The organism is Streptomyces sp. SP17BM10 (assembly GCF_036322405.1).
Taxonomy (GTDB): Bacteria; Actinomycetota; Actinomycetes; order Streptomycetales; family Streptomycetaceae; genus Kitasatospora.
Window position 1 is genome coordinate 39,659 of sequence record NZ_JAQYXB010000619.1, and the last position, 26,087, is coordinate 65,745.

The 26,087-nt window shown below is 73.6% G+C and carries 18 protein-coding genes, 1 tRNA gene and 1 pseudogene; 10 read left to right on the top strand and 10 right to left on the bottom strand.

Annotated elements, in window-relative coordinates; genetic code table 11:
* Nucleotides 1-176: 176 nt before the first annotated feature.
* Nucleotides 177-1,760, bottom strand: coding sequence for a Na+/H+ antiporter (locus PUR71_RS23550; RefSeq protein ID WP_329929078.1), 1,584 nt, complete (start codon nucleotides 1,758-1,760; stop codon nucleotides 177-179).
* A 225-nt stretch (nucleotides 1,761-1,985) separates the two neighbouring features.
* Between PUR71_RS23550 and PUR71_RS23555 the strand changes: the two genes are divergently transcribed.
* The 4 genes from PUR71_RS23555 (at nucleotide 1,986) to PUR71_RS23570 (ending at nucleotide 4,794) form a co-directional block, all read left to right on the top strand.
* Nucleotides 1,986-2,894: an NADP-dependent oxidoreductase gene (locus PUR71_RS23555; RefSeq protein WP_329929079.1), complete on the top strand. Its 909-nt coding sequence runs from the start codon at nucleotides 1,986-1,988 to the stop codon at nucleotides 2,892-2,894.
* A 74-nt stretch (nucleotides 2,895-2,968) separates the two neighbouring features.
* Nucleotides 2,969-3,042, top strand: a tRNA-Lys gene (locus PUR71_RS23560).
* Between the two features lie 139 nt (nucleotides 3,043-3,181).
* Nucleotides 3,182-4,159 (top strand): GlxA family transcriptional regulator, encoded by a 978-nt coding sequence (locus PUR71_RS23565; RefSeq protein WP_329929080.1) that lies wholly within the window; start codon nucleotides 3,182-3,184, stop codon nucleotides 4,157-4,159.
* Nucleotides 4,159-4,794: a DJ-1/PfpI family protein gene (locus PUR71_RS23570; RefSeq protein WP_329929081.1), complete on the top strand. Its 636-nt coding sequence runs from the start codon at nucleotides 4,159-4,161 to the stop codon at nucleotides 4,792-4,794. Before PUR71_RS23565 ends, PUR71_RS23570 begins: the two co-directional genes overlap by 1 nt.
* 13 nt (nucleotides 4,795-4,807) lie before the next feature.
* Here the strand turns inward: PUR71_RS23570 and PUR71_RS23575 are convergent, their stop codons facing one another.
* Nucleotides 4,808-6,007, bottom strand: a complete 1,200-nt coding sequence (locus tag PUR71_RS23575) for an MFS transporter (protein WP_443077537.1) — start codon at nucleotides 6,005-6,007, stop codon at nucleotides 4,808-4,810.
* Nucleotides 6,008-6,081: 74 nt separating this feature from the next.
* On the bottom strand, nucleotides 6,082-7,653 hold the full coding sequence (locus PUR71_RS23580) for a chitinase (protein ID WP_329929215.1): 1,572 nt from the start codon (nucleotides 7,651-7,653) through the stop codon (nucleotides 6,082-6,084).
* 238 nt (nucleotides 7,654-7,891) lie between these two features.
* On the opposite strand from PUR71_RS23580, the gene PUR71_RS23585 reads away from it, so the two are divergent.
* Nucleotides 7,892-11,206: a S41 family peptidase gene (locus PUR71_RS23585; protein WP_443077544.1), complete on the top strand. Its 3,315-nt coding sequence runs from the start codon at nucleotides 7,892-7,894 to the stop codon at nucleotides 11,204-11,206.
* 25 nt (nucleotides 11,207-11,231) lie between these two features.
* Here the strand turns inward: PUR71_RS23585 and PUR71_RS23590 are convergent, their stop codons facing one another.
* A complete protein-coding gene (locus PUR71_RS23590; protein WP_329929084.1) occupies nucleotides 11,232-11,456 on the bottom strand; it encodes a hypothetical protein in 225 nt (74 codons plus the stop codon).
* Between the two features lie 207 nt (nucleotides 11,457-11,663).
* Here PUR71_RS23590 and PUR71_RS23595 point away from each other — a divergent pair, with 207 nt between their 5' ends.
* Nucleotides 11,664-12,455, top strand: a complete 792-nt coding sequence (locus tag PUR71_RS23595) for a phosphoribosyl-dephospho-CoA transferase MdcG domain-containing protein (protein WP_329929085.1) — start codon at nucleotides 11,664-11,666, stop codon at nucleotides 12,453-12,455.
* Here the strand turns inward: PUR71_RS23595 and PUR71_RS23600 are convergent.
* The 4 genes from PUR71_RS23600 to snpA (PUR71_RS23615) form a co-directional block, all read right to left on the bottom strand.
* Nucleotides 12,445-14,511 carry a phosphocholine-specific phospholipase C gene (locus tag PUR71_RS23600; RefSeq protein ID WP_329929086.1) on the bottom strand — a complete coding sequence of 689 codons (2,067 nt, stop codon included), beginning with the start codon at nucleotides 14,509-14,511 and terminating at the stop codon, nucleotides 12,445-12,447. The two genes, PUR71_RS23595 and PUR71_RS23600, sit on opposite strands and share 11 nt — an antisense overlap.
* Before the next feature lie 209 nt (nucleotides 14,512-14,720).
* On the bottom strand, nucleotides 14,721-15,398 hold the full coding sequence (locus PUR71_RS23605) for a pentapeptide repeat-containing protein (protein ID WP_329929087.1): 678 nt from the start codon (nucleotides 15,396-15,398) through the stop codon (nucleotides 14,721-14,723).
* Between the two features lie 120 nt (nucleotides 15,399-15,518).
* Complete coding sequence (gene snpA, locus PUR71_RS23610; protein ID WP_329929088.1) at nucleotides 15,519-16,154, bottom strand: snapalysin; 636 nt, start codon at nucleotides 16,152-16,154, stop codon at nucleotides 15,519-15,521.
* Nucleotides 16,155-16,453: 299 nt separating this feature from the next.
* Complete coding sequence (gene snpA / locus PUR71_RS23615; RefSeq protein ID WP_329929089.1) at nucleotides 16,454-17,116, bottom strand: snapalysin; 663 nt, start codon at nucleotides 17,114-17,116, stop codon at nucleotides 16,454-16,456.
* Between the two features lie 206 nt (nucleotides 17,117-17,322).
* Here snpA (PUR71_RS23615) and PUR71_RS23620 point away from each other — a divergent pair.
* Nucleotides 17,323-18,198, top strand: a pseudogene (locus tag PUR71_RS23620) (LysR family transcriptional regulator); the annotation flags it as partial.
* A gap of 149 nt (nucleotides 18,199-18,347) precedes the next feature.
* Here the strand turns inward: PUR71_RS23620 and PUR71_RS23625 are convergent.
* Nucleotides 18,348-19,538 (bottom strand): low temperature requirement protein A, encoded by a 1,191-nt coding sequence (locus PUR71_RS23625; protein ID WP_329929090.1) that lies wholly within the window; start codon nucleotides 19,536-19,538, stop codon nucleotides 18,348-18,350.
* Between the two features lie 461 nt (nucleotides 19,539-19,999).
* Nucleotides 20,000-21,703 (bottom strand): ABC transporter family substrate-binding protein, encoded by a 1,704-nt coding sequence (locus PUR71_RS23630; RefSeq protein WP_329929091.1) that lies wholly within the window; start codon nucleotides 21,701-21,703, stop codon nucleotides 20,000-20,002.
* A gap of 332 nt (nucleotides 21,704-22,035) precedes the next feature.
* Between PUR71_RS23630 and PUR71_RS23635 the strand changes: the two genes are divergently transcribed.
* Genes PUR71_RS23635 through PUR71_RS23645 form a run of 3 tightly spaced genes read left to right on the top strand, consistent with a single transcriptional unit; the run spans nucleotide 22,036 to nucleotide 26,039 of the window.
* Entirely contained in the window at nucleotides 22,036-23,016 is a 981-nt protein-coding gene (locus tag PUR71_RS23635; protein ID WP_329929092.1) for an ABC transporter permease, read from the top strand.
* 15 nt (nucleotides 23,017-23,031) lie between these two features.
* Nucleotides 23,032-23,967 carry an ABC transporter permease gene (locus PUR71_RS23640; RefSeq protein ID WP_329929093.1) on the top strand — a complete coding sequence of 312 codons (936 nt, stop codon included), beginning with the start codon at nucleotides 23,032-23,034 and terminating at the stop codon, nucleotides 23,965-23,967.
* Nucleotides 23,964-26,039 (top strand): ABC transporter ATP-binding protein, encoded by a 2,076-nt coding sequence (locus PUR71_RS23645; protein WP_329929094.1) that lies wholly within the window; start codon nucleotides 23,964-23,966, stop codon nucleotides 26,037-26,039. Before PUR71_RS23640 ends, PUR71_RS23645 begins: the two co-directional genes overlap by 4 nt.
* Nucleotides 26,040-26,087: the final 48 nt, after the last annotated feature.

The following is a 26,087-nucleotide window of genomic DNA, read 5'->3' on the forward strand; positions in this document are numbered from 1 at the left end:
CTGCCCGGGGCCAGCCTATGCAACGTCGGCGGGCGCGGCGCACATTCCGTCCGGGCACGTCCGGTCCGGGTGCGCACGGAGGTGAACGCCGAGGTGAACGGCGGGGCGGACACCCGGGTGAACGCCGGGTGACCGGATGCCGCGTCACCCCGGCCCCGGCCGCAGCCCCCGGGCCGTCACTTCCGGTCCGAGCGCAGGTCGAGCCCGCGCAGCACCTGATCGACGAGCTCCGGGTCGGCGCCGAGCTCGCCGCGGGCCACCAGCATCTCGCGGCGCGAGGCGGCGATCATCTCCTGCTCGACCTCCCGGGCGGCCCGCCACTGGGAGAGCCGCAGCTTCGCCTCGGAGGCCTCCTCCTCGGCGTACTTCTCGGGGCAGAGCCGGGCCAGCCGGTCGTGCTGACGGTCCCGCAGGCGGTCGGCGACCTCGGCGGGCAGCCGGTCCTGCTCCTCCAGTTCGCCGAGCCGGTCGAGCCCGGCCCGCGCGGCGCGCCACCAGAGCTGACGGACGGCCTGCTCGTGCCGGTCCTGGTCGAGGTCGAGCTGGAAGCGCTTGGCCAGCCAGGGCAGGCTCAGGCCCTGGACGAGCAGGGTGAACAGCACCACGGCGAAGGCGATGAAGACCAGCCGGCCGCGCTCGGGGAAGGCGGCGCCGGAGTCGACGGTGAGCGGGATGGCCAGGGCGAGGGCGACGGTGGCGACGCCGCGCATGCCGGACCACCAGAGGACCACGCTCTCCTTCCAGCTGAACGGGGTGTCCTCGTCGTCCCCCGCGCGCAGGCGCCGGGACAGCCAGCCGGCCGGGAGCAGCCAGAGCAGGCGGACCACGACGACGACCGAGATCACCGTGCTCGCGTCGCCGATGAAGCCGGTCCAGCCCTGGCCGGCCGCCTTGAGCACGGTGGCGAGTTCGAGGCCGATCAGGCCGAAGGCGACGCCGGTGATGAGGATCTCGACGACCTCCCAGAAGGCGTTGCCGACCAGCCGGTAGGAGACGGCGTCCGCGTCGGCGGCCCGGTCGGCGAGGTAGAGCGCGCAGACCACGACGGCGAGCACGCCGGAGCCGTGGATCTCCTCGGCGATCGTGTAGGCGGCGAACGGGACCAGGAGGTTGAGCGCGACCTGCTGGGTCGGATCCTCCAGGAGCCCGGCCAGCTTGGCGTTGACCCAGCCGAGCGCGACGCCGACGACGACGGCGAGCACCGCGGACAGGACGAAGCGCAGCACCGCGTGGCCGGGCGAGAAGTCGCCGCTGACCACGGCGTCGATGGCGAGCGAGTAGATGACGATCGCGGTGACGTCGTTGAACAGGCCCTCGCTCTCCAGGATGGCGACCAGGCGGCGCGGGAGGCCGACGCTGCCGGCCACGGCGACGGCCGCGACCGGGTCGGGCGGGGAGACCAGGGCGCCGACCGCGACGGCCGCGGCGAGCGGCAGGGCGGGCAGCAGCCAGTGGACGGCGCCGGCCACCGCGATCGTGGTGACCACGACGAGGGCGACGGCCAGCAGCAGGATCGAGCGGATGTTGGCCTTGAAGTAGCGCACCGAGGAGCGCCGGGCGACGGCGAAGATCAGCGGCGGCAGGACCAGCGGCAGGATCAGCTCGGGCTCGACGGAGATGTCCGGGATCTGCGGCACGAGCGCCATGACGATGCCGAGCAGCGTCATCAGGACCGGCTGCGGGACGCCGGTGCGGCGCGCGAGCGGCAGGGTCACCACCGAGGCGAGCAGCACCAGGAAGAACAGGGGCAGCTGGCCCACGGGGGGTTTCCTCTCGACGGCGGACGACCGGCGGACGACGGCCGGTGGCGGACGGACAGCGGCGGACGACGGCCGGTGGCGGACGGCTGAGCGCCGCCCAGGATAAATCTGACAATGCACCCATCTGGGAGGACACGCCGGGAGGGGGTTGACCTCAAGCGCACTTGAGATCCGATCATCGGAGGGCATCGCCACCGCAGGACGGACGAGAGGCAGGAACCCCCGATGAAGGCAGTCACCGTCCCCGAGCCCGGCGGCCCCGAGGTCATGCGGGTCGCCGAGGTGACCACCCCCACCGCGGGGCCCGGCCAGGTGCGGGTCCGGGTGTACGCCGCCGGGGTGCAGCCGGTGGACCTCGCCATCCGGGCGGGCTTCCGGCCGCCGGGCGTCGTCGCCGAGGGCCCCCTGGTGCTCGGCAACGAGTTCGCCGGGGTGGTCGACCGGCTCGGGCCGGGCAGCTACGGCTGGGAGGTCGGCGACGAGGTGATCGGCTTCCGGGTCCTCGACTGCCAGGCCGAGTCCGTCGTCGTGGACACCTCGCACCTGGTCGCCAAGCCGGCCGGGATGCCCTGGGAGCAGGCGGGATCGCTCTCCGCCTCCGGCCAGACCGCGCACATGGCGCTCGAGCTGCTCAAGGTCGGCCGGGGCGACACCGTGCTGGTGCACGGCGCCTCCGGCGGCGTCGGCACGGTGGCCGTCCAGCTCGCCCGGGCCCTCGGGGCGACCGTGATCGGCACCGCGAGCGAGCGCAACCACGACTACCTGCGCGAGCTGGGCGCGATTCCGGTCGCGTACGGCGACGGGCTGGTGGAGCGGGTCCGGGCGGTCGCGCCGGACGGCGTGGACGCGGCGTTCGACGCCGCCGGGCGGGGCGCGCTGGAGGCCTCGGTCGAACTGGTCACCGACCGGGACCGGATCGGCACCGTCGTCGACTACGCGACCGCCGAGCGGCTCGGGCTGCGGCAGCTGCGCGCGGAGCGGACGGCCACCCGGCTGGCCGAACTGGTCGAGCTGTGGGAGGCGGGCGGCCTGCGGCTGGAGGTCGCCGAGACCTTCCCGCTGGAGCGCGCCGCCGACGCCCACCGGCTGGTCGCCACCGGGCACGTCCGGGGGAAGGTCGTCCTCACCCCGTGACGCCCGGCGGCGGGGCCGCCCGGGCCGATTGTGTGTTTCCGCCGCTGACCAGGTAATGTTCTCCACGTCAGCAGGCGCCGCTAGCTCAGTTGGTTAGAGCAGCTGACTCTTAATCAGCGGGTCCGGGGTTCGAGTCCCTGGCGGCGCACAGACAGCCGGAAGGCCCCTTGCGAAAGCAAGGGGCCTTCCGGCGTTTTCACGCACCCCCGCGCAGGACCGCCGCCAGTGGCAGGAAAGGTGGGGAACAGGTCATTGCTGCCATCCCGGCCCGCTGACAGGCTGGCCGCATGAGAACGCGCAGCGTGGTCGTCGTCCTCTACGACGGCGTGCAGAGCCTGGACGTGACCGGCCCCCTGGAGGTGTTCGCGGGAGCGGGCGCCGCCGCCGGGCAGCCCGGTGCGTACCGGGTGACGCTCGCCGCGCTGGGCGGCGGGCCGGTGCGCGGTTGCAGCGGGCTGCGGGTGCTGCCGGACGCGGACCTGGCCGAGGTCGGGCCCGTGCACACCCTGCTGGTTCCCGGCGGGGAGGGCACGGACGCCCCGGACCCGGCCCTGGTGGCGCGGATCCGGGAGCTGGCCGGCCGGGCCGAGCGGGTGGTGTCGGTGTGCACCGGCGCCTTCCTGCTCGCCGAGGCCGGGCTGCTCGCCGGGCGCCGGGCGACCACCCACTGGGCGTACTGCGACGCCCTCGCCCGGAGGTTCCCGGACGTCGAGGTGGACCCCGACCCGATCCACGTCCGGGACGGGCACGTCGCGACCTCGGCCGGGGTCACGGCCGGCATCGACCTCGCGCTCGCCCTGGTCGAGGAGGACCTCGGGCGCGACGCCGCGCTGCTGATCGCCCGTCACCTGGTGGTGTTCCTGCGCCGGCCGGGCAACCAGGCCCAGTTCAGCACCCAGCTGGCCGCCCAGGTGGCCGCGCGCCACCCGTTGCGCGAGGTCCAGCGGTGGATCGCCGAGCACCCGGAGGAGGACCTCTCGGTCGAGGCGCTGGCCCGGCGCTCGGCGCTCTCCCCGCGGCACTTCGCCCGCGCGTTCGCCGCCGAGGTCGGGGTCACCCCGGGCCGGTACGTGGACGGCGTCCGGCTGGAGGCCGCCCGGCGCCGCCTGGAGGACACCGAGGACGGGATCGAGGAGATCGCCCGCGCCTGCGGCTACGGCACCCCGGAGGCGATGCGGCGCGCCTTCGTCCGGGCCCTGGCCGCACCACCCGCCGAATACCGGCGCCGCTTCCGCCCCGCTCCGAATCCCCCTGGAGGAAACTGATGCGCATCGCCGTCCTGCTGTACGACGACTTCACCGCCCTGGACGCCGTGGGCCCGTACGAGGTGCTGTCCCGCATACCCGGCGCGGAGGTGGTGTTCACCGCGGCCCGGCGGGGGCCGGTCCGCACCGACATGAGGAGCCTCGCGCTCACCGCCGACGCCGCCCTGGAGGAGGTCGACTCCGCCGACGTGCTGCTCGTGCCCGGCGGCCCCGGGACGGAGCCGGCCCTCGCCGACGCGGAACTGGTCGACTGGGTGCGGCGGGTGGACGCGACCACCACCTGGACCGCCTCGGTCTGCTCCGGCTCCCTGCTGCTCGGCGCCGCCGGACTGCTCGCCGGCCGCCGGGCCACCTCGCACTGGTGCTGCCTCGACGCGCTGCCCGGCTTCGGCGCCGAGCCGACCGGCACCGAGCGGGTCGTCATCGACGGCACGTACGCCACCGCCGCCGGGGTCTCGGCCGGCATCGACCTCGCCCTGACGCTGACCGGCCGCCTCGCCGGGGACGCGACCGCCGAGGCGATCCAGCTGGTCATCGAGTACGACCCGCGGCCCCCGTACTCGGCCGGCTCCGTCGCGACCGCCCCGGCGGGCCTCGCGGAGTCGCTGCTGAGCACCAACCTGCTGCTCGGCTAGTGCCGCGGCGCGGTCAGCCGCGCCGGGCGGGGAAGCCGTGGGTGCGGGCGGCGAGGACCGCCGCGAGGGCGGGGAGCACCAGGGCGAGCACCGTCCACGGCAGTGCGCCGGTGCCGAGGCGGCCGAGCACGAGGCCGCCGACGACCCCACCGCCCGCCATCGCGGCGTTCCACAGGGTGACCAGCATCGCCTGGGCCGCGTCGGCCTGCTCCCCGCCCGCGTCGCCGACGGCGGTCTGCAGGAGCGTCGGCACCCCGCCCCAGCCGAGGCCCCAGAGCAGTGCCGCGAGGTAGACCAGCGGCGTGCTGCCGGACCCGACCGCGAGGACGCCCGCCGTCACCGCGACCAGCAGCGCGCCGCCGATCGTCAGCCACCGCAGCCTGCGGTGGATGTGCGCGCCGACGAACCAGATGCCCACCAGCGAGGCCAGACCGAAGACCAGCAGCACCGCGTCGGTCGAACCGCCGAGCCCGGCCCGGGCCAGGAACGGCGCGATGTAGGTGAACAGGATGGTGTGGGCGAGCACGAAGAGCAGGGTCACCGCGAGCACCGGGAGCACCCCCGGCACCGCGAGCGCCCGCCGCATCGGTGCCCGCTCCCCCGCCGCCTGCCCGGGCTGGTCCGGCAGGACGGCGGCGGACCAGCCGATCACGCCGAGCGCCAGCACCGTCATCGCCAGGAACGGCACCCGCCACGAGAGCGCCTGGCCGGCGAAGGTGCCGGCCGGCACGCCGAGGGAGAGCGCCACCGGGATGCCGGCCATCGCGATCGCGATCGCCCGGCCCTGCAGCTCGGCGGGCACCAGTCGGCGCGCGTAGCCGGCCAGCAGCGCCCAGGCGAGGCCGGCCGCCACGCCCGCGACGAAGCGGGCCGCCATCGTCAGCGGGTAGTTCGAGGACAGCGCGGTCACCGTGTTCGCGGCGGCGAAGCCGGCCATCGCGGCGAGCAGCAGCCGCTTGCGGCTCCAGCCGGCGGTGGCCGCGGTGAGCGGGATCGCGGTGGCGGCGGTGCCGAGGGCGTAGACGGTGACGGTCTGCCCGGCCGCCGATTCGCCCACGCCGAGGGACTCGCTCATCCCGGGCAGGACACCGGCGGGCAGGGTCTCGGTCAGCGCGGTGACGAACACCGCGGTGGCCAGCGCGAGCAGGGCGGGGTACGGAAGCGCCGTACGGGTCCGATGGGTTGCCGCCTGTGCGGACTGTGTGGTCGTCATGCGGACCATGCTCGAACCTCACACTGGTGTGAGGTTCAAGCACGGATTCCGGGCGGCGGGTGCTGGCGGACCGGTCAGCGGCCGTAGTACGCGTCGAAGTTCTTCGAGAACTCCCGTCCGCCGAACCGGTCCCAGTTGACCGACCAGGTCATCAGCCCGCGCAGGTTCGGCTGGGCGCCCGAACGCGGCACGTACGTCCCGCAGCCGGTGAGCTTGGTCAGGCAGTCCAGGGCCTTGTCCACCTCGCTCGGGGCGACGTAGCCGTTTCCCGCGTCGGTGGTCGCCGGCATGCCGATGGCGATCTTCGAGGCGGGCAGTGGCGGGAACGTGTTGGCGGTGTTGCCCGCCACCGGGAAGCCGGTGAGCAGCAGGTCGGTCATCGCGACGTGGAAGTCGGCGCCGCCCATCGAGTGGTACTGGTTGTCCAGGCCCATGATGGAGCCGGAGTTGTAGTCCTGGACGTGCAGCAGGGTGAGGTCGTCGCGCAGCGCGTGGATGACCGGGAGGTAGGCGCCGGCGCGCGGGTCCTGACCGCCCCACGGGCCGGAACCGTAGTACTGGTAACCGAGTTGGACGAAGAACGTCTCCGGCGCCATGGTCAGCACGAAGCCCGGTCCGTACGTCGCCTTGAGGGTCTTCAGTGCCGAGATCAGGTTGACGATGACCGCGCTGGTCGGGTGCTTGACGTCGGTGTCGCCGGTGTCGAGGGAGAGCGAGTGGCCCTCGAAGTCGATGTCCAGGCCGTCCAGGCCCCACCTGTCGATGATCGCCGAGACCGAGCTGACGAAGGCGTCCCGGGCGGCCGTGGTGGTCAGCTGGACCTGGCCGTTCTGGCCGCCGATCGAGATCAGCACCTTCTTGCCCTGGGAGCGCTTGGCGGCGATGGCGGCCTTGAAGTCGGCGTCGGACTCGGCGGTGGGGCAGTCGGTGGTGGAGCAGCGGTTGAAGCGGATGTCGCCGGAGGTGGGCGAGGTGGGCTCGCCGAAGGAGAGGTCGATGAAGTCCCAGGAGCCGGGGACGTCGGCCATGCGGGTGTAGCCGGCGCCGTTGGCGAAGCTCGCGTGCAGGTAGCCGACCAGGGCGTGGGCGCCGGGCTGGGGCGTGCCGGTCGGCGTGCCGGTGGGCGTGCCCGTCGGGGTCGGCGTCGGCGTCGGTGTCGGGGTCGGAGTCGCCGTGGGCGTGGGCGTCGGGGTCGGGGTCGGCGCACCCGGCCCGTCCAGCGAGACGTCGTCCGCGTAGTAGGTGCCCTGGCCGTACCAGCCGTGCGTGTAGACGGTGGCGCTGGTCTGGGTGGCGCCCGTGGTGAAGCTGACGCTGAGCTTCTGGTAGGCGCCGCCGGTGCCGGGGGTCCAGGTGCTCGGGCCGCCGCCGTCGACGCCGAGGTAGACGTACGAGCCGTTGACCCACGCGCTCAGCGTGTACGTGGTGCCGGGGGCGACGGTGACGGTTTGCGCGCACTGGGCGGTGTCGCTCGCGGTGGCCGCCCCGGCCAGGGCGTGGCCCCCGGCGTGGACCGGGCTGCCGACGACGCTGCCGGTGGCGCCGGAGCAGTTCCAGGGGCCGAGCGAGCCGGACTCGAAGCCGCCGTTGACGAGGAACTCGCCGGCCGAGGCGGCGGGGGCCAGGCCCAGGGTGAGGCCGGCCAGGGTTGCCGCGGCGACGGCGGCGGCGGTGCCGGCGGCGAGCGCGGCGCGGGACGGGCGTCGACGGGGGGGTCGGTGGGGCTGCGACGGGTGTGACCGGGCGCATGCGGGGCTCCTGCGGGGGCGTGGTCGTGGGGGACGTCCGAGGGCACGCCGGAGCACGCGCCAGTGGGGGGGAACGGCCCGGCCTGGCACCCTAGTTGGACTAGACCACTGAAGTGGATCCGGCCGGGCGGTGTCAATGGTCCAGACCGGCCGGGGTCCGCCGCCGCGGCCCGCCCCGGTTGCCGGGCGTGACACCCCGTCGAAGGATGGAGAGGTGACCTCGCCCGGCTACCTCCGCCACCCCCACCTGCACGGCGACCTGCTCGCCTTCACCGCGGAGGACGACGTCTGGATCGCCCGGCTCACCGGCGGCGACACCACGGACCGGGCCTGGCGCGTCACCTGCGACCGCACCCGGGTCAGTCACCCCCGCTTCTCCCCCGACGGCGCCACCCTCGCCTGGACCAGCTGGCTCAGCCTCATCCCCGAGGTCTGGACCGCCCCCACCGCGGGCGGCGAGGCCCGGCGGCTCAGCTACTGGGGCAGCCAGGACACCCGGGTGCGCGGCTGGCTGCCGGACGGCGAGGTGCTCGCCGTCACCTCCTTCCACGAGCCCTTCGGCCACTACACGTGGGCGCACGCGCTGCCGCCGGACGGCTCCCCCGGCCGCCGGATGCCCTGGGGCCCGGTCGGCGACGCCCAGATGGGCCGCCACCGGACCGTCCTGCTCACCGGCGCCGCCCCGCACGAACCCGCCGCGTGGAAGCGCTACCGCGGCGGCGCCACCGGCCGGCTCTGGGTGGACGGCGAGCAGGTGCTCCCCGGCCACCGCGGCCACATCGCCTCACCGATGACCGTCGGCGAACCCCCCGACGACCGCATCGCCTTCCTCTCCGACCACGAGGGCATCGGCAACGTCTACTCCTGCCGCCCCGACGGCAGCGACCTGCGCCGCCACACCGACCACGCCTCCTACTACGCCCGCGAGGCCGCCACCGACGGCACCCGGATCGTCTACCAGCACGCCGGCGACCTCTGGCTGCTGGAAGGCCTTGACGCCCCCGCCCCGATCCGGCTGCACGTCCCGCTCGGCGGCGCGCGGGCCGGACGCCGCCCCTACCAGGTCGGCGCCGCCAGCCAGGTCAAGGACCTCGCCTGCGACCAGAACGGCCGGACCGGGGTGATCACCGTGCGCGGCAGCCAGTACTGGCTCACCCACAAGGACGGCCCGGCCCGCGCCCTCGCCGACACCCCCGGGGTGCGCACCCGGCTGCCGGTCATGCTCGGACACACCGGCGAGGCCGCCTGGATCACCGACGCCGAGGGCGCGGACGCCGTCGAGGTGATGCCGCTGCCCGGACACGACGGCCACCTCGAACACACCAGCGGGGAGCGGCACCGCCACCGGGTGCTCGCCGCCGGGCTCCTCGGCCGCGTCCTGGAACTCACCGCCTCCCCCGACGGCAGCCTGCTCGCCGCCGCCACCTCGGACGGGCGGCTGCTGCTCGTCACCGCCGCGGACGGCGAGGTCCGCGAGGTCGCCACCTCCGCCTACGGGCCCGTCTCCAGCGCCCGCTTCTCCCCCGACTCGCACTGGATCGCCTGGTCCCAGCCGGCCGCCGGCCGCTCGCTGCGCCGCATCCGGCTCACCCGCGCCGACGCGCCCGCGCCGATCACCGACGTCACCGACGGGAGGTTCGAGGACGAGCAACCGGTGTTCACCCGGGACGGCCGCTACCTGGCCTTCCTGTCCTGGCGCGGCTTCGACCCCGTCCACGACGTCCACACCGGCGACCTCTCCTTCCCGCTCGGCTGCCGCCCCTACCTCGTCCCGCTCACCGCCGACACCCCGTCCCCGTTCGCCGCGCCCGCCGAGGAAAGCGGCCCGCGCGGCGACGGCGGCGGCGACGGCACCGTCCGGGTCGACCCGCAGGGCATCGGCGACCGGCTGCTCCAGTTCCCGGTCATCGCCTCCAAGTACTCGGCCACCGACGCCGTCCGCGGCGGCCTGGTCTGGCTACGCTGGCCGATCTCCGGCACCCTCGGACAGACCTTCACCAGCCCGGACGACACCTCGGGCCGCCCCTCCCTGGAGCACTTCGACCTCGCCCGGGGCACCCGCTCCACCCTGGTCGACAAGCTCGACGGCTACGCGGTGTCCGGCGACGGCGGCTCGATCGCGGTCTACTCGGCCGGCACCCTGCGGATCGTCCCGGTCGGCGCCCCCTCCGCCGGCACCTCGGTGGACCTGCGCCGGATCAACCACACCGTGCACCCCGCCGCCGAGTGGCGCCAGGCCTACCACGAGGCCGCCCGGATCGTCCGGGACCAGTTCTGGGACGAACGCATGTCCGGCCTCGACTGGCCCGCCCTGGTCGCCCAGTACGAGCCGCTGCTCGACCGGATCGCCGGGCCCGACGACTTCGCCGACCTGCTGCGCGAACTCCTCGGCGAACTCGGCACCTCGCACGCCTACGTCACCCCGTCCCGCCGCGGCGAGGGACCCTCGCTCGCCCAGCAGCCGCTCGGCCTGCTCGGCGCCAACGCCCACCGCTCCCCCGACGGCCGCTGGCTGGTCGACCGGGTGCTGCCCGGCGAGTCCTCCGACCCGCGCGCCCGCGCCCCGCTCGCCGCCCAGGGCGTGCACGACGGCGACGAACTGCTGGAGATCGGCGGCCGCCCGGTCGACCCGGTCCGCGGCCCGCTCCCGCTGCTCGCCGGCACCGGCGGCAACACCGTCGAGATCGGCCTGCGCAGCGACCCGGACTCCCCGGTGCGGCGGATCACGGTGACCCCGCTGACCGACGAACGGCCACTGCGCTACCAGGACTGGGTGGTCAAACGCCGCGCCCTGGTACGGGAGTTCAGCGACGGGCGGTGCGGCTACCTGCACATCCCCGACCTCGGCGGCTCCGGCTGGGCCCAGTTCAACCGCGACCTGCGCCGCGAGCTCGACAAGCCCGCGCTCGTCCTCGACGTCCGCGGCAACGCCGGCGGCAACGTCTCCGAACTCGTCCTGGAGAAGCTCACCCGGCGCGTCCTCGCCTGGGACTTCACCCGCGACCGCCAGCCCGTCCGCTGGCCGCGCAACGCCCCGCGCGGACCCGTGGTCGCCCTCGCCGACGAGGCCACCAGCTCGGACGGCGACGTGATCATCGCGGCGATCGAACTGCTCGGCCTCGGACCGGTCGTGGGCACCCGCACATGGGGCGGGGTGGTCGGGATGACCGGGCGGCACACCCTCGGCGACGGCACCCAGATCTCGGTGCCGAAGAACGCGTCCTGGTTCACCGGCGGACTCGGCTGGTCCGTGGAGAACCACGGCGTCGAACCCGACGTACACGTGCTGCGCAGCCCCCGCGACTGGGCCGCCGGACGGCACCCGGACCTGCGCACCGCCGTCCAGCTCGCCCTGGAGCTGCTGGAGGACGCCCCCGCCGCCGCGCCCCCACCGGACGACATCCCCCGGCCGGACCTGCGGCGTCCGCCGCTGCCGCCGAGGGATGCCTAGGGACGGCCCTCGCGAAACGGTGGGATCAGTCCCAGGGGTCGCCCTCGGCCGTCATGTTCTCGGCGGCCCGGCGGTCGGCCTCGTCCTGGGCCCGGGCCTGCTGCTGCTCCGACTCCCGCATGCCGCGCGTCCGCTCGATGTCGTCGCTGTACGCGTCGGCGGCCTCGTCGTGGGCGAGCGCCGCCCGCTCGGCGACGTCCGCCCCGGCGGCCTCGTGCCCCCTGTGGAAGATCCTGTCCAAGATGCCCATGACTCCTCCTCCGGACGGATACCGGGCTGCCCCCACTCTCACACCGCGGCCGGACGGCCGCACGTCGGGCCTCCGGCCGGGTCGGGAGGGAGTGGGAGGGAGACGGGAGGGGCGCAGCGACGGCGGGTGCGCCTTGAGTCCTTGGTCCCGGGAGAAGGCGTCGAAGGGCCGTAGCGGGCCGGGCCCGGACGGGCGGACGGTGGTCGTGTGAGGAACGCCATCGACGAACAGCACGGCGGCCCGCGCCGCCTGGTCGGGCCGCTCGCCGCGCTGGACGGGCGGCTGCCCGGCCCGCACGACCTGCTGCTCATGCAGTGCCCCAGCTCGCTGCGCCCGCTCGGCGGTGGCGAACTCCCGGGCTGGGCACGCGCGGTGCTCCGCGTGCACCCGTGGGTGACCGTCGCCAGGGCGCCCACTGTGGTCGGCTCCCCGGTGGACACCCTGCACCCGGTGCGCTGCACCAGGGACGTCGCGTCGCCCGAGCACTGGATCCCGGTGACGGTGCGCGGCCCGCGCCGCGGCCAGCTCCTGCACGCGCTCGCGCCCTGGGCGGCGGTGGCCCGCACCTTCCGTCCCGAGCAGCTCCCGGCCCGGCGGGCCCTGCTGGTGCCGGGCCGGGTCGCGGAGGTCCCGGCGCTCGCCCTGCTGCCGACGGTCGGCGAGCTGGTGGCGGACCACCGGCTGACGTGGGGCCCGATCGGGGCCGTCGGCTACGAGCTGGGCTCCGGCGTGCCGGTGACCGGGCCGCTCAGCCCGCTGCGGCTGGTGCTGCGCGCCCCGCAGCCGGTCAGCCGCCGGGACGCGCTGCAGCTGCGGCGCGCGCTGAGCAGGCTGCGGGTTCCCGTGCAGGCCGAGCTGGAGACCCGGCACGGCGCGGTGCTGCTGGCCGAGTACGCGGCTGCGCCGCTCACGCTCACCCTGCTGACGCCGCAGGGGCCCCAGGAGGTCCACGATCCGTGGTTCCCCCGGGGCCCCTCGGGCAGGACGATCACCCGCTGACGCTGGGGGCGCCGGTCTCCAGGTGGCCGGTGAACCGCTGCGACCAGCTGCTGTCGGCGTCCACCGTGACGGTGAAGTCGTACCAGCCGTTGTTGTGGGCCACCGCGTTGAAGAAGTCGCTGGTGCTGGCGCCGGCCGGCACCCGGTAGGTCCAGGGGCCGTCCGTGCGGTAGTTGTTCGACGCGATGGTGAAGGTGAGCGCGGTGCTGCCGGTGTTGGCCAGCTTGACGTAGACGGCGAGCTTGCCGGTGCCCGGCTCGACCGCGTACGAGGCGGTGACGGCGGCGTTCTTGCCGGCCGCGGTGGCGTCGCCGGTGAAACGGCGCAGGAAGCGGTTGGCGCCGACGACGGTCAGGTCGTACTTGCCGTTGCCGTAGTTGGTGCCGCAGTTGAAGAAGTCGCTGACGCTGCCGGCCGGGTCGACGGCGTACTGCCAGGGTCCGCCGCTGCGGTAGGCATTGGCGTAGGCGGCGAAGTGGGTGGACTTGACCGCCTGGGCGCCCTGGTTGTCCATCTTCAGCCAGACCTTGATCACGCCGCCCGAGCCGTACTCGATGTGGTCGAGGTTGCCGTTGGGCTGGTACGGCAGGGCGCGGGCCGGGCGGGTGCCGGCCTCCTGCGCGGGCAGCGCGTTGCCGCTGGGCGAGGGGTTGGCCAGCGGGCCGCAGGTCGCCAGGCCGATGGTCTGCGAGGTGTCGGGCAGCGTCGGCATGCCGTACACGGGGTTGGCGAAGTCGAAGACCGAGGTGAGGTCGCCACAGATCGTGCGGCGCCACGTGCTGATGTTGGGGCATCTGGCGGCCTTGCCGAGGGCGGCGGTCCACACCTCCAGGAAGCGCAGCACCGAGGTGTGGTCGAAGGTCTCCGAGTTGACCCAGCCGCCGCGGCTCCAGGGGGAGATGGCGATCAGCGGGACGCGGAAGCCGAGGCCGATGTTGGTGGAGTTGTAGAACTCGTCGGTGCTGCCGGAGGGCGCGGCCGGCGGCGGGACGTGGTCGAAGAAGCCGTCGTTCTCGTCGTAGTTGAGCAGGAGGACGGTGGAGTCGAACACGTCGGGGTCCGCGTTCAGGGCGTCCATCACCATGTGGACGAAGTGCGCGCCGTCCTCGGGGGTGGCATAGGGGTGCTCGGAGGACTGCTGGTCGGCGACGATCCAGGAGACCTGGGGGAGGGTGCCGGCCAGCACGTCGCTCTTGATGGCGAGCGCGATGTCGTCCGGGGTCCTGCCGGTGACGGCGGGGACCGAGCCCATGCCCTTGACGGCGAGCGGGCTGCCGGCCGCGGCACCGGTGAACTGGCTGAAGTAGGCCAGGGCGTTGTCGCCGAAGTTGTCGTTGGCGTTCTGGTAGACCTTCCAGCTGACGCCGGCGCTCTCCAGCGCCTCGGCGTAGGTCTGCCAGCGCAGGTTGGACTCGGAGCCGCCGTCGTAGGCCGGGCCGCCGGCGGTGCCGGACGGGTCGATCCAGCCCGACCAGTGGTAGGTGCGGTTGGGGCCGGTCGCGCTCAGGACCGAGCAGTGGTAGGCGTCGCAGATGGTCCAGTTGTCGGCGAGCGCGTAGTGGAACGGGATGTCGGCGCGCTGCAGGTACCCGAGGGTGCGGACGGTGCCCTTGGCGGACACCCAGGCGTCCATCTTGCCGCCGTTCCACGCCTTGTGCTGGTCGGACCAGGCGTGCGACAGGTCGCCGTTGCACTGGGCCAGGGTCTCCGGGTTGCCGGTGGCGCCCGAGGGGTTGAAGGCCCACGGGTACTGCCGGGCGAACAGGCCGTTGGGCTGGTTGAAGACGCTGTAGCCGCCGGAGATCTGGATGGCGGCCTTGTCGCCGAAGCCGCGGACGCCCTTGAGGGTGCCGAAGTAGTGGTCGAAGCTGCGGTTCTCCTGCATCAGGATCACCACGTGCCGGACGTCGGTGATGGTGCCCGTGGTGGTGAGCGTGGTGGTGGAGGCGGCGCCCGGGGTGGCCCCCGCGGCACCGGCTCCGGCACCGGCCGCCGCGAGACCGGCCGCGGCCGCTCCGGACAGCGTCACGAACTTCCTACGACTCAACTCGGCCATCAGCCCGGCCCGTCCCTTCACTGGCGATGTCGCCCTGTCTGTTCGGACCGGGCACAAGTCGGGGCTCATCGATCGCGGAGCAGTCTCCACCGCGCTCGGAGCGGCCCACCAGATGCGCGCGACAGGTTTGGCTGACTGTTCGGCAGGGCGTCACCGAGCGACGCGGGGCTGAACGTCCGGAGGACCGGCCGGGAAGGGATCGGGGTGGCTCAGCGGTCCTGGACGGTGATGCCCAGGGCGTGGGCGAACTGCGGTGCCAGCTCCAGCAGTTGGTGCGAGTTGATGATCGCGCCGCGCAACCCCAGGTGGCCGTCGGGCAGGCCGAGGCGGGCGGCGCCGCGCAGGTCCGTCCCGGTCAGCGCGGCCCCGCGCAGGCGGACCTCCTCCAGCGTCGAGCCGGGGAAGGACACCTGGGTGAGCTTCGCGTCGGCGAAGTCCACGTCGCGCAGCAGGCAGTCCTCGAAGACGACGTCCCGCAGGACGGCCGCCCGCAGGTTGACCGCCTCCAGCTTGCAGCCGCGGAACACCACCCGGCGCAGCGCCGAGCCGTGCGCGGCGATCCCGGCCAGCACCCCGCCGACGAACGCGCTGTCCTGCCACTCGCCGTCGCTCAGGTCGCAGGCCACCCAGCGGCCGGACTGCGCCCAGACGTCGGTGAACCGGGCCTGGCGCAGCTTGACGCCGCTGAACGCCACGCCGGTGAGCGCGCACTCCAGGAACGTCGCCCCGGCGGCCGACTGGTCGGTGTACTCGCCGCCGTCGAAGTGCACGGTGTCGTAGCGCTCGTCGGCACGCAGTGGCCCGGCGTGCGGGCGGAGCAGGCCGGCGAAGCGCAGGTCGGCGAGGCGGTCGGGGAAGTCGGGCACGTTGGGGGCGGTGTTCGGCACGGGGGTGGCACCTCGCGGGTCGGGCGGACGGCGTCTCGTCCGCATGCTCGCACGCGCCACCGACAGGACCCGGGAGCGCCCGGCCGCAGCCCACGGCGGCCGGGCACTCCCGGGGGGCGGTCAGCCGCGCGCCCAGAGGGAGTTGACCCGGCTGCGCTCGGCGCCGTTCGGGTAGGGGTTGGTGCAGGACGTGCCCGGCCCGCCGCCGGACATCAGCTCGCTGCACGGGCCCGAGTAGTGGTCGGGCAGGCCGAGCACGTGCCCGGTCTCGTGGGCCGTCACCCGCAGCGAGTTGTACTGCCGGTTCTGCTGGTAGTCGAGGAAGACGTACCCGCGCCCGTGGCCGTCGGTGCTGGCGTACGAGCCGCGCGGGTCGTTGCCCTCGTAGTAGCGGAAGTCGGCGGCCGAGCCGGCGCGCAGCTGGACGTTGCCCACCGAGCCGTTCCAGATCTGGGCGGCCTGGGATATCTGGGTGCGGAACGACGGGGCGCTGCTGGCGTCGTAGGTGACGACGACGGTCGCGAGGCTCGGGTCGGCGGCCTGCTTGGCCTTGGCGGAGGCCATGACGGCCTGGAAGAACGCCTGGTTGTCGGCCGCTTCGGCGGCCGAACCGGCGTACGCCGAGCCGGCGGACGCGGAGGCGGTGTAGCCGGAGGCCGCCTGGGCGGCGGGCGCGGCGACGGCCGTCCCGGGCAGGGCGGCGAGGCCCGCGGCGAGCGCCAGGCCGAGGGCTGCGGACAGCACGGATCGAGACATGTGGGGGCTCCGATTCCTGCGGTGCGTGGCCGGTGGGGGCCGGCCGTGGGGGGCACCTGGTGAACGGGTGATGTCCACCGAGCTTCGGACAGCACGGCGGCGGGGCGGATGATGTCAACCCGCGATAGCTCCGTCCAATACCCCGTGTTTTCCCGGCTTTTGAATCACCTTTGGCTCGACTTGACCTCTTCGGTCCCCTGGCATTCCGCTCCCCCGGCGATTAGGCTCCGCCCAGGGAAGCAACCGAGCGGCGGGCCGCCCGTTTCCGGCCGGACGGCCCGCCGCACCCCGCTCGGGTGCTACTCCGCGCCGTTGGCCCACAGCGCGTCGACCTGGCCGCTCTCGCTGCCGTCCGGGTAGGGGTTGGTGCAGGACGGGCCGGGCCCGCCGCCGGACATCAGCTCGCTGCACGGGCCCGAGTAGTGGTCGGGCAGGCCGAGCACGTGCCCGGTCTCGTGCGCGGTGACGCGCAGGGAGCTGTACTGCTGGTTCTGCTGGTAGTCGAGGAAGACGTACCCGTGGCCGTGGCCGTCGGTGCTGGCGTACGAGCCGCGCGGGTCGTTGCCCTCGTAGTAGGAGAAGTCGCCCTGGCCGTTGCTCTCCTGGAGCTGGACGTTGTGCACCGAGCCGTTCCAGATCTGTGCGGCCTGGGATATCTGACCGGTGAAGGACGGTGCGTTGCCCGTGTCGTAGGTGACGGTGACGGTCAGCAGCCACGGGTTGGCGGCGTGCTTGGCCTTGGCGGAGGCCATGACGGCCTGGAAGAACGCCTGGTTGTCGGCGGCCTCGGCGGCCGAACCGGCGTACGCCGAACCGGCCGTGGGCAGGTAGCCCGCGACGCTCGCGGCGGGTGCGGCGGGTGCGGCGGGTGCGGCGGGTGCGGCGACGGCCGTCCCGGGCAGGGCGGCGAGGCCCGCGGCGAGCACGGCGCCGAGGGCTGCGGACAGCACGGATCGAGACATGTGGGGGCTCCGAATCGCGAAACGCCCGACCGCCGGTGCCGGTTGGGGGCCGGCGGCGGCGGGCGGAATGTGGGGGCGCCCCCGGCGTGCGGCCGGAGGCGGGAATCGCTGCCCCAGATTCCCCCCGGGCACGGCCGTCGCGGATGATGTCAACCGGCGATAACGCCGGTGAATACCGGTGGGCGCCCGCCGTGTTGATTCGTGTCATGTCCTTGGCGAGATGGGTCGTGGGCGTCTATGCTCCCGACGTGGAGCTCGACGTGAGACACCTGCGGGTGCTGTGCGCGATCGCCGACACCGGCAGCCTCCGCAAGGCGGCGCTCCGGCTCGGCATGACCCAGCCCTCCCTCACCACCCAGCTGCACCGGATCGAACGGGCCATCGGCGGCACCCTGTTCACCCGCGAGCAGACCGGCAGCCGGCCCACCGCGCTCGGCCACTCCGTGCTGTCCCGGGCCCGGCCGGTGATCACCGAGATGGCGGCGCTGGTCGCCGCCGCGCGCCAGGAGGCCCGGGAGTCGGCCGGTCCCGGCAGCCGGCGGCGGCTGCGCATCGGCAGCGTCGGCAGCCGGGCGGTGGCGGCCTGGCTGCGCCGCGTCCACGAGCGGCTGCCGGACACGGACACCACCATCCACGTGGACGTCTCCGCGAGCGCCCTGCTGCGGATGGTCGCCGCCGACCAGCTCGACGTCGCCTTCGTGTACGAGAGCGAGGGCTTCCCGCTGCGCGTGCCCCCGGACGCCGAGCACCGGGTCCTGATGGCCCGCGAGCCGCAGTTCGTCGCGCTCGCCGCCGATCACCCGGCCGCCGCCCGCCCGGTCGTCCACCTCGCCGACCTCGCCGACGACACCTGGATGGTGGACCCGACCGCCGACCACGAGTACGCGGCGATGCGCCGGGTGTTCAGCGAGGCCGGCCTCAACCCCCGCGTGGTACAGGTCCGGGACAACACCACCGCCGCCGAACTGGTCGCCTCCGGCGAGGCCGTGCGCCCGTGCCAGCCGACGTCCCTGCCCGGACCCGGGACGGTCATGCGCCCGGTCCACGGCGATCCGCTCGCCGTCCGCCTGCTGCTCGCGTGGCGGCCGTGCTCGCTCGCCCCCTCAGCCCTGGAGGCGCTGTACGGCGAGCTGCGGGCCGCCTACCTGGACCTCGCCAAGGTCAACCCGGCCTACCTGGCCTGGCTCGCCCGGCACGAACCGGTGCTGCTCGGGCCGCGCCCGGAGGCCGCTCACGCCTCCCTGGCGTGCATCGCGACCCCCACGGCCACCATCGCCGCGCACACCAGGCCGGCCGCCAGGACGCCGGAGTCGCCGAACGCCGTGCACGCCAGCACCACCACCGCGCCCACCGGCCCCAGTGCCTGCGCGGCGCCGGTCTTGGTGTGCCGCGAGTGCAGCAGCCAGACGGTGAACAGGTAGACGGCCGTCGGCACGGTGACCGCCCCGGTCGCCGCCGTCGCGGAGATCTCCGCCTTGTGCACGGCCGACTCCACCGCGACCTCGAGCCCGGCGCCGATCGCCGCCGCCGCGGCGAACACCACGTAGTGGCCGTAACCCCACGCGAAGGCCTGCCGGTTGGAGCGCAGGTGCTCGTGCACCGGCCGGGCGAAGTAGATCCACCAGGCCGAGAAGCAGATCAGCAGCCCGCCGATCGCCACCGGCACCAGCCGCCCCAGCTCCTCGTGCTCGTCGACCGCCGACTGCACCGCGACCGTCGCCGCCGCGACCGTCTCGCCGAGCACGATCAGGGTGAAGAGCCCGTACCGCTCGGCGATGTGGTGCGGGTGCCAGCTGGTCTGCATCCGCAGCTCGGCCCAGACCGGCACGGCCAGCTCGGCCAGCACGCCGAGCGCCACGACGAACGGCCGGACGCCCTGCGGCAGGAGCAGCACCACCACCCACCCCACCTGGCACACCGTGATCCCCAGCGCGTACCGCAGGGCCACCCCGCGCGCCGGCCCCTCCTCACTGCGCGCCGCGCGCAGCCACTGGGTGACCATCGCCAGGCGCATCACCACGTAGCCGGTCACCGCGAGGACGAGGTCCTGGGCCTCGAAGAGCCTCGGCACGCCGGCCGCGAGGATCAGGACGCCGGCGATCTGCACCAACGTGGTGACGCGGTACGGCACGTCGTCGCAGTCGTACGCGGACGCGAACCAGGTGAAGTTCATCCACGCCCACCAGATCGCGAAGAACGCGAGCGCGAAGCCCCGCAGGCCCTCGCCGTAGTGCCCGGCCGCGAGGGAGTGGGCGAGCTCGCGGCCGGCCTGGCCGACCGCCACGACGAAGCAGAGGTCGAAGAACAGCTCCAGCGGCGTGGCGACCCGGTGGCGCTCGTTGCGGTCGCGCGGGACCATCCGGCGCACCGGGGGCGGGTCGGTGGGGTGGGGGTGGGGCACTGCGGCGGAATCGCTGGTCATCGCGCTGCTCCGGGACGGGGGCGGACGGCTGGACTGTCCCGCGCATCCTGGCAGCGGGCCGGGGCCGGCGCACGCACCGGCGCGGACCGGCGGACGTCGGCTTCGCCCCTTTTCCTCCGCCCCTATTCCTCCGCCCCTTTCCCCTTGACGTCAGCACCAGTTGACGCCCCGGTGCGCGAACCGGGTGACAGCGCGACGGGTTTCCGGGCGCGCCCGCGCCGTACCGGCCGAGCCGCCGGACCGGCCCGCTACATTCGTCCCGATTGGAAAGCGAGCGCGGGCCCAGCGGGGCCCCACGACACGGGCGGCCTGCGGGCAACGCGGAAGGTCAAGGCCGGTGGCAGGACGACGGGGGTGGCGAGTCCGTCCCACCCGTGTCCGCACCACCGGCCTCGTGATCACCGCGCTGCTCGCCAGCGCCTGCCCGCGGTCGGCAGCCGCCCGGTCCCGCGCGGCAGGGCCTACTTCGCCCAGCCGACCTTCGCGTAGTCGGTGCTCGCCAGGCCGAACGCGCCGTAGTTGGCCAGCCCCTTGCGCGCCGCGACCACCGTGGGCCGCTGGTACAGCTCGACGGTGTGGCCGAGCTCCCAGATCTTGGCGTCCGCCTGGTTGTAGTACTTCGCGGCCTCCACCGGATCGATCGTCCCGGCCGCCTTCTTCAGCAGCGCGTCGATCTCGGGGGTGCCGAGCTTCGAGAAGTTGCCGAAGACGTTGTCGCCCTCCGGCAGGCGGAAGTTGGTCAGGCTCTGGGACAGGGGGAACGAGTCGGTGTTGCGCCAGCTCGCGAGGTCGAACTTGCCCACGTCGATGTACTTGGTGAAGAAGTCGTTCTTCGCGACCTTGTCGAGGTCGACCTTGACCCCGGCCTGCAGCCACATCGCCGCGGCCGCGGTGTACAGGTCGATCTGCGCCTGCGGGCTGGAGTCGTTGAACACGAAGTGCAGTTCGAGCGACTGCCCGTCCTTGGTGCGCGGCTGGCCGCTGCCCGCCTCCTTCCAGCCGGCGTCGTCCAGGAGCTTCTTCGCCGCCGCCAGGTCGAACTTCGCCCAGTCGCCCGAGTTGTCCTGGTAACCGGCCTGGTTGGGCATGAAGATGTGGTTGCCGAGCGGCTTGAACTGCACCGGCACGCCGTTGTTGGCGATCTTGATCAGCGCGTCGCGGTCGATCGCCTTGCCCAGCGCCTGGCGCACCTTCTGGTCGGCCAGCGCACCCCCGCCGCCGAAGGAGATGTGCACCTCGTCCCACGGGCTGGCGGTGCGGATCACCGTGTCCTTGTTGTCCTTGAGCTGGCCGTAGGCGGTCGCGGTGCCGGCCGTCGCGAAGTCGATCTCGTTGTTGAGGAACGCCTGGGTGGTCGCCGCCTGGTCCATCACCCGGAAGGTGACCTTGTCCAGCTTGGGCTTGGTGCCCCACCACGCCGGATCCGGGACGAGGCTGATCGTCTGGGCCGTCTTGTCCGCGACGCCGAGCTTCAACGGGCCGGCGGTGATCGGGATCTTCTCGATCCAGGCCTTGTTGAAGTCGTCCGCGGTGGAGATCCCGGCGGCCGGGATCAACGGCCGGAACAGGTTCTGCCAGTCCGCGTACGGCGTCGAGAAGGTGACCTTGACCTCGGAGGCGTCGGCGCCCTGCTCGACGCCGGAGATCAGCTCGTAGCCGGCCGAGTCGGCGATGTTGTAGCCGTCCTTCTTGCCGTTGCTGGCCTCCCAGTCGGCCTTGAAGTCCAGGTAGCTCAGCGCCTTGCCGTCCGACCACCTGGCCTTCGGGTTGAGCTTGTAGGTGATCACCTGCGGCGAGGTCGAGGTGACCTTGGCCTCCGTCAGGTAGTCAGGGTCCGCCTGGAAGGTGCCGGAGGCGTCGGTGGTGAAGAGGTTCGGCTCCAGGTCGCGCATGATGTCCACCGCGTCGCCGTAGCGGCCGTCCACCTGGAACGGGTTCCACTGGGTGATCCACTGGTAGAGCGGGAAGCGCACCTCCCCGCCGTCCTTGATCGCGTCCGCCGCCAGGGGGTTGATGTCGTTCGAGTCCTGCTTCGGCGGCTCGCTCTTGGCCGCGGTGTCGGCCGACCCCCCGCCACCCGAGGTGCACGAGGTCACCGCCAGCGCGACGGCTATCGCGAGGGCGGTGGCCCGGCCGAAGCGGCGGGCCGTGGTGACAGCGTCCATGGGGGTCCCCCTGGTGAAGTTCGTCGGGAAAAGGGACGGGAGTTGTGCCGCGCGAGGTGTGGCGGGGCTTGAGTGTGGGCAGCCAAGTCGGCACCGGGCCAGCAGAACGTAACAGCCGATCACTTCCACGACCAGAGGCAGGAGTTCACGTCTGATCCAAAAGTCACACGCGGCAACGCTCCCGCAACACGGCGGCCGCACGCCGCTGGAACACTCTGACCTGCTGCTTCCCGACAGCCCGTGAAACGGCCCCCACCCGGGCCACCGACCGAAGGCCACCACCCGATGCCCACCAGACGCGTCGGCCCCGCCCCCACCCAGGGCGGCCGTTGATGCTCCGCTACCTCGCGAAGCGGCTGAGCTACTACGCCGTCCTACTCGTCGCCGCCGTGTTCCTGGCGTACGCGATATCCGCGACCGCCCTCCAGCCGCGCACCTACTTCGAGGCCAAGGTCCCCCGGCCGTCCGCCGAATCGGTCGAGCACCAGCTCACCGCCCTCAACCTGAACGACCGCACCCCGGTGGTCGTGCGCTTCGGCCACTGGGCCGACGGCCTGGTCCACGGCGACCTCGGCCGGACCATCCACGACACCCCGGTGACGGACGACTTCGGCCGTCGGATCTGGGTCTCGCTGCGGCTGCTGCTGATCGGCAGCCTGCTGGGCATGGTGCTCGGCGTCGCGGTCGGCGCCTGGAGCGCCGTGCGGCAGTACCGGATATCCGACCGGCTGCTGACCCTGCTCTCCTTCGTCCTCCTCTCCACCCCGGTCTTCCTGGTCGCCCTCTTCCTCAAGAACGGCGCCATCGCCGCCAAGGACGCGGCCGGCCACGAGGTCGTCCCGTTCACCGGCTACGAGACCCCCGGACTCACCGGCGGTATCGGCGCCCACCTCTCCGACTGGGCGCTCCACCTCCTGCTGCCGACCATGTCGCTCGCGCTGTACGGCCTCGCCACCTACAGCCGCTACCAGCGCGGCATCATGCTCGACGTGCTCGGCTCGGACTACCTGCGCACCGCCGAGGCCAAGGGCCTCACCCGCGGCCGGGCCCTGCTCAAGCACGGGCTGCGCACCGCCGTGATCCCGATGTCGACGATGTTCGCCTACAGCTTCCTCGGCATCTTCACCGGCGCGGTGTTCACCGAGACGATCTTCGGCTGGCACGGCATGGGCGAGTGGCTGATCCTGGCCATCAACGAACAGGACGTCAACTCGGTCGTCGCGGTCAACCTGTTCACCGCGCTCGTCGTCCTCGCCTCCGGCTTCCTCGCCGACACCCTGCACGCCGCCCTCGACCCGCGCGTGCGGTCCTGACCGGAGGTGACCCAGATGACCACCGTCGTCGCCGAACCGGCCGACCCCCTCGCCCCGGCACCCGCGCCCCGCGGCTCCGGCCGCGCCCGGCTCGTCCTCACCCGGCTGCTCGCCGCCCGCGGGGCGCTCGCCGGGGGCGTCCTCGTCCTGCTGCTGTTCGCGCTCGCCTTCGGCGGGCCGTACCTGACGCCGTGGGACTACGCCGCCCCCGACTTCACCGCCCTGCACCAACCGCCCTCCGCCCAGCACTGGTTCGGCACCAACGGGATCGGCCAGGACGTCTTCGCCCAGTCCGTCCGCGGCCTGCAGAAGTCACTGATCATCGGCCTGCTGGTGGCGCTCTTCTCCACCGTGCTCGCCTCGCTGGTCGGCGCGTGCGCCGGCTACTTCGGCGGCTGGGCCGACCGCTGCCTGATGTTCGTCGTGGACCTGCTGCTGGTCTTCCCCAGCTTCCTGATCATCACGATCGTCTCGCCCCGGCTGAAGAGCACCGGCTGGATCGCCTTCGTGCTGCTGCTCGCCCTGTTCAACTGGATGATCACCGCCCGGGTGGTCCGGTCCATGACGCTCTCCCTGCGCGAGCGCGAATTCGTCCGCGCCGCGCGCTTCATGGGCGTCCGGCCGCTGCGGATCATCCTGCGGCACGTCCTGCCGAACGTCGCCTCCTTCCTCATCATCGACGCCACCATCGCCGTCGGCGGCGCCGTCATGAGCGAGACCGCGCTCTCCTACTTCGGCTTCGGCGTCAAACCGCCGGACGTCTCGCTCGGCACCCTGCTCGCGGCCGGCACCAGCGAAGCGCCGGTGTTCCCCTGGCTCTTCTACTTCCCGGCCGCGCTGCTGGTGCTGTTCGTCCTCGCCGTCAACCTCGTCGGCGACGGGCTGCGCGACGCCCTCGACCCCACCGCCGCGGGCACGCCCCGCCGCCGCGCCCGCAGGAAGAAGCCGTGACCACCGCCGTGACCACCACCGCCGCGACCGCCGTCGAAACGCCCCTGCTCGACGTCCGCGACCTACACGTCGACTTCGCCGGGCCGCAGGGCCCGGTCCCGGCCGTGCGCGGGGTCGACCTCACCCTGCGGCGCGGCGAAACCCTCGGCATCGTCGGCGAGTCCGGCTCCGGGAAGTCCGTCACCGCGCTGTCCGTCCTCGGGCTGCTGCCCGGCACCGCCGAGGTCCGGGGCTCGGTGCGACTGGACGGGCGCGAGCTGGTCGGGCTGCCCGGCCGGGAGCTCGCCTCGATCCGCGGCCGGCGGATCGCCATGGTCTTCCAGGACCCGCTCTCCGCCTTCACGCCGGTCTACCGGATCGGAGACCAGATCGCCGAGACGATCCGCATCCACCAGAAGACCGACAAGGCCGCCGCCCGCCGCCGCGCCGCCGAACTCCTCGACCTCGTCGGCATCCCGGCCCCCGACCGCGCCCTCGACAGCTTCCCGCACGAGTTCTCCGGCGGCATGCGCCAGCGCGCGATGATCGCCATGGCGATCGCCAACGACCCGGACATCCTGCTGGCCGACGAACCCACCACCGCCCTGGACGTCACCATCCAGGCCCAGGTGCTCGACGTGCTGCGCACCGCCCAGCGGGAGACCGGCGCCGCCCTGGTGCTGGTCAGCCACGACCTCGGGGTGATCGCCGGCACGGCCGACCGGGTCGCGGTGATGTACGCGGGCCGGGTGGTCGAAACGGCCGGCGTGGACGAGCTGTTCGCGGCCCCGCGCCACCCGTACACGCTCGGCCTGATCGGCGCGGTGCCCCGGCTCGACGGCCGCGGCGGGCCGCTCGTCCCGATCCCCGGCAGCCCGGCGCCGCTGGCCGACCTGCCGCCCGGCTGCCCGTTCGCCGCGCGCTGCCCGCTCGCCGAACCGCGCTGCTCGGCGGCGGAGCCGGAACTGCTCGGGGAAGGCGGCCACGCGGCGGCCTGCGTGCGCTCGGCGGAGCTGGCCGAGCAGCGGCCCGCACCGGCCGACGTGTACCCCGTGCCGGAGGTGCCCGCCCCCGCCGTGACCGGGGCACGCGACACCCGGGCGCAGGTACTGGCGGTCAGCGGGCTCGGCAAAACGTTTCCGCTCCTCAAGGGCACGGTGTTCAAGCGCCGCGTCGGCGAGGTCTACGCCGTGGACGGCGTCGACCTGGACATCCGCGAGGGCGAAACCCTCGGTCTGGTCGGCGAGTCCGGCTCCGGCAAGTCCACGACGCTCTTCGAACTGCTCGACCTCGCCGCACCCCAGGCCGGCCGCATCGACGTCCTCGGCCAGGACACCTCCCGGCTCACCCGCGCCGACGCCCACCGTCTCCGGGCACAGCTGCAGATCGTCTTCCAGGACCCGATGGCCAGCCTCGACCCCCGGATGCCGGTCGGCGACATCATCGCCGAACCCCTGCGCGCCCAGCGCGCCGCCCGCGACGAGATCGCCCGCCGGGTGCCCGAACTGCTGCGCCAGGTCGGCCTCGCCCCGGAGCACGCCGACCGCTACCCGCACCAGTTCTCCGGCGGGCAGCGCCAACGGATCTCCATCGCGCGCGCCCTGGCCGTCCGCCCGAAGCTGCTCGTCCTGGACGAACCGGTCTCCGCGCTCGACGTCTCCATCCAGGCCGGGATCCTCAACCTGCTGCAGTCGCTCAAGGCCGAACTGGGCCTGTCCTACCTGTTCGTCTCGCACGACCTCTCGGTCATCCGGTACCTCGCCGACCGCGTCAGCGTGATGTACCTCGGGCGGACGGTCGAGCAGGGCGACGTCGCCGCCGTCTTCGACCGCCCCCGCCACCCGTACACCCGCGCGCTGCTGTCCGCCGTCCCGCTGCCCGACCCGGCCGCCGAGCGCGCCCGGGACCGGATCCTCCTCGCGGGCGATCCGCCCTCCCCCACCCGCCGACACGCCGGCTGCCCCTTCCGCACGCGCTGCGCGGTCTACGCCGGGCTCGCGGAGCCCGGGGCGCGCACGCGCTGCGAGGGGGAGAAGCCGGCGCTCGCGGGGGACGGGCACCAGGCGGCCTGCCACTTCCCGGAGGCCGGCTGAGGACTCGCGCCCTCCTGTCACCCGGAGCGATCGGCCGAATACGATTCG